The sequence below is a fragment of the Acidithiobacillus sp. TH-A35 genome (genome assembly GCF_057473505.1).
Genome location: NZ_JBYCKR010000222.1, coordinates 1 through 3452, shown reverse-complemented (window position 1 = coordinate 3452; position 3452 = coordinate 1). Strand labels below are relative to the sequence as shown.

The following is a 3452-nucleotide window of genomic DNA, read 5'->3' as shown; positions in this document are numbered from 1 at the left end:
ACTCCAACCGACTACGCGACAGTGTCACCGCGTGGGGCGCCCGACCGGAAGGTGTCAGCATGATCATCGTTTCCTCAACGGCACTGAGCACCTCTTTGGCGGTACGCGCCTGCTGCTGCACCTGCCGCCGCCAGAAGGGATCGGACGCATCACCGCCCTCCTCCTGCATCAGCCATTCGGCCAGCGCATGATCCATATCGTCGCCGCCCAGAGCGGAATCACCGGCGGTCGCCAGCACCTCAAAGACCCCCGCCTGCAGCCGCAATATGGAAATATCAAAGGTTCCGCCGCCCAGGTCGTAGATGGCAAAAACGCCTTCACTGCCCTTGTCCAGGCCATAGGCCACCGCTGCCGCCGTCGGCTCCGCCAGCAGGCGCAGTACATTCAGCCCCGCCAGACGGGCCGCATCTTTGGTGGCCTGACGCTGGGCCTCGTCGAAATAAGCGGGTACCGTGATCACCGCACCCTCCGGTTCGCCACCCAGGGTTTCCACCGCCCGCTCTTTGAGCACCCGCAATATTTCGGCAGACACCTCTACGGGGGATTTTTCGCCCGCCACCGTACGCAGGCGCACCATACCCTCTCCAGGAACAAGGTCATAAGGCAGGTGCCCGGCGAGGGTCTGCACATCGCCATGGCCGCGCCCCATCAGGCGTTTCACCGAGGCAATGGTATTGTGCGGGTCCTGCCCGGCGGCAGCGGCTGCGGGATAGCCAACATGAATATCGCCACCACCGAGGTAGCGCACCACCGAAGGTAGCAGGTACTTACCCTCATGATCGCGCATGACGGTGGGCACCGCCGACAATACGGAGGCCACCAGCGAGTGGGTGGTCCCCAGGTCGATGCCGATAGCCAGCCGCCGCTGATGGGGATCAGCGGCCGTGCCCGGTTCTGCAATTTGCATTAACGCCATGATATATCGCCCTGATTGTAGAGGTTCTGCTGCTCAGGCATTCTGCAAGGACTCTTCGCTGCGGCCTATCTCGCCGAAAAGCTTATCGAGAAACTGTAACTCGCGCAGCGCAGCACCCGCCGCTTCCGGCTCAGCACAGGGTAAAATACCCAATAATCCCCTGAGACGTTGCACCACCCCGGTCACTGCCGTATCCACTTCCTGACGCAAAGCCTCCATGCCCGATAAGTCGCGTGCCGCCACCAGGTCTTCCAGGCGCTCACGATAGATCATCTGGGTCATCAGCAGTTCCGGGTCAGCGACCTTCACCTGCTCACCCAGCGCGTCCACGCCCTGCAGCTGCAGGAGATAATCAGCACGCCGCAGGGGGTCCCGCAATATGGCCAGGGCCTCATTGAGGCGGGTGCTCCACTCCAGGGAATAGCGTCTTGCCGCCGGTTCTGCGTTGGCGAAGCGGTCCGGATGCAGGCCTTTTTGCAGCGCAAGCACTTGGGTGCGCAGTGTCTGCACGTCCAGATCATAGGTTTCGGGCAGGCCCGCCACCGCAAACAGGGACAGGTCCGCACGGAAGGGCTGCACCGCCCCGCAGGAAGCACAAAGCGCGGGCGGAGCGCCCAACTCCGCCCCGCACCGGAAACAGGAATCCACCATCAGGTCGTAAAGCTCTCACCGCAGCCGCAGGCATCTTTCACGTTGGGATTATTAAAACGGAATCCCTCGTTCAGGCCTTCGCGGGTGAAGTCCAGTTCGGTGCCATCCAGATAAATGAGACTTTTGGGGTCCACGAAAAGACTCACGTCATCATGGGGAAACACCAGATCTTCCGGGTTGGGGACATCCACAAACTCCATAACGTAAGACAAGCCGGAGCAGCCGCTGGTTTTCACACCGATGCGGATACCCAGACCCTTGCCACGTTTGGCAATACTCTTGCGCACCTGCTGCGCTGCACTTTCCGATAAGGTCAAAGCCATGACGGTATCCTAGTGTACCGCCTGGGCACCGGCCATTTCCGGTTGCACCGCCACCGACGCGTCACCCTGCTTTTTGCGGTAATCCTCCACCGCCGCCTTGATGGCGTCTTCGGCCAGCACGGAGCAGTGAATCTTGACCGGAGGCAGTTCCAGCTCTTCGGCGATCTGACTGTTCTTGATGGTCATCGCCTCATCGAGGGTTTTGCCCTTGACCCACTCCGTCACCAGCGAGCTGGACGCAATGGCCGAACCGCAGCCGTAGGTCTTGAACTTGGCATCTTCGATAATGCCCTGCCCGTTCACCCTGATCTGCAAACGCATCACATCGCCGCAGGCCGGTGCACCCACCATACCGGTGCCGACGCCGCTGTCATCCTTGTCCATCGCCCCTACGTTGCGGGGATTTTCATAATGATCAATCACTTTTTCACTGTATGCCATGACGGTTCTCCTCTTGTAAGGACCTTAGTGCGCGGCCCACTGAATACTGTTGAGATCAATACCTTCCTGATGCATCTCCCAGAGGGGAGACAACTCCCGTAACTTATCCACCTTCGCGGCAATGAGTTCGATAGTAGCGTCAATTTCCTCTTCCGTCGTGTAGCGACCGATGCCGAAACGGATGGAACTGTGCGCCAGCTCATCGGACTTACCCAAGGCACGGAGCACATAAGAGGGCTCCAGACTGGCCGAGGTACAGGCCGATCCGCTGGATACGGCAATTTCCTTCAGCGCCATAATCAGCGACTCGCCTTCCACAAAGGCAAAGCTGATATTGAGGTTGTGCGGCACCCGGTGTTCCATATTGCCATTGATATAGGTTTCTTCCACCCGTTCCTGAATGCCCTTGAGCAAACGGTCACGCAACTGGCGGATACGCCTGGCATCGCTCTCCATCGACTGCACGGCCAATTCGGCTGCCGCACCCATGCCGACAATCTGGTGCGTAGGCAACGTCCCGGAACGCATACCGCGCTCGTGGCCACCGCCATGAACCTGCGCCTCGACCCGCACCCTCGGCTTTCGCCGCACGTAAAGGGCGCCGATGCCCTTCGGTCCGTAAATCTTGTGCCCGGACAGGCTCATCATGTCCGCCTGGACGGCCTCCACATCCACCGGAATCTTGCCCAGCGCCTTCACCGCATCCACATGGAACAATACCTTGTGGGCGCGCAGTATCTTGCCGATGGCTTCTATGGGCTGGACGACGCCGATTTCGTTGTTCACGTACAGCACGGAAGCCATGATGGTGTCCGGACGAATCGCCGCCGCAAAGGCCTGGAGGTCGACCAGACCATCTTCCTGTACTTCCAGATAGGTGACTTCAAAACCCTCGCGCTCCAACTGGCGACAGGTGTCCAGAGTCGCCTTGTGCTCGGTGCGCAGGGTGATGAGATGCCTGCCCTTGCCGGAGTAGAAATGCGCCGCGCCCTTGAGGGCCAGATTGGTCGCTTCCGTCGCGCCTGAAGTCCAGACAATTTCGCGGGGGTCGGCGTGGATGGCATCGGCCACCTGCTGGCGCGCTTTCTCCACCGCTTTTTCCGCCGTCCAGCCATAGGGAT

5 protein-coding genes are annotated in these 3452 nt (G+C 60.2%); all 5 read right to left on the bottom strand.

Going from position 1 to position 3452, the window contains the following annotated elements:
• The coding region (locus AC2VNK_RS07530; RefSeq protein WP_486883348.1) for an Hsp70 family protein at positions 1-916 on the bottom strand (916 nt) is incomplete at its 3' end.
• Positions 917-949: 33 nt separating this feature from the next.
• Positions 950-1534, bottom strand: a complete 585-nt coding sequence (gene hscB, locus AC2VNK_RS07525; protein WP_486883347.1) for a Fe-S protein assembly co-chaperone HscB — start codon at positions 1532-1534, stop codon at positions 950-952.
• Positions 1535-1566: 32 nt separating this feature from the next.
• A complete protein-coding gene (gene iscA, locus AC2VNK_RS07520) occupies positions 1567-1890 on the bottom strand; it encodes an iron-sulfur cluster assembly protein IscA (RefSeq protein WP_291521568.1) in 324 nt (107 codons plus the stop codon).
• A 9-nt stretch (positions 1891-1899) separates the two neighbouring features.
• Positions 1900-2331, bottom strand: a complete 432-nt coding sequence (gene iscU / locus AC2VNK_RS07515) for a Fe-S cluster assembly scaffold IscU (RefSeq protein WP_486883346.1) — start codon at positions 2329-2331, stop codon at positions 1900-1902.
• A 24-nt stretch (positions 2332-2355) separates the two neighbouring features.
• Positions 2356-3452, bottom strand: a 1097-nt coding sequence (locus AC2VNK_RS07510) for an IscS subfamily cysteine desulfurase (protein WP_486883345.1), incomplete at its 5' end; no start/stop codon positions are given.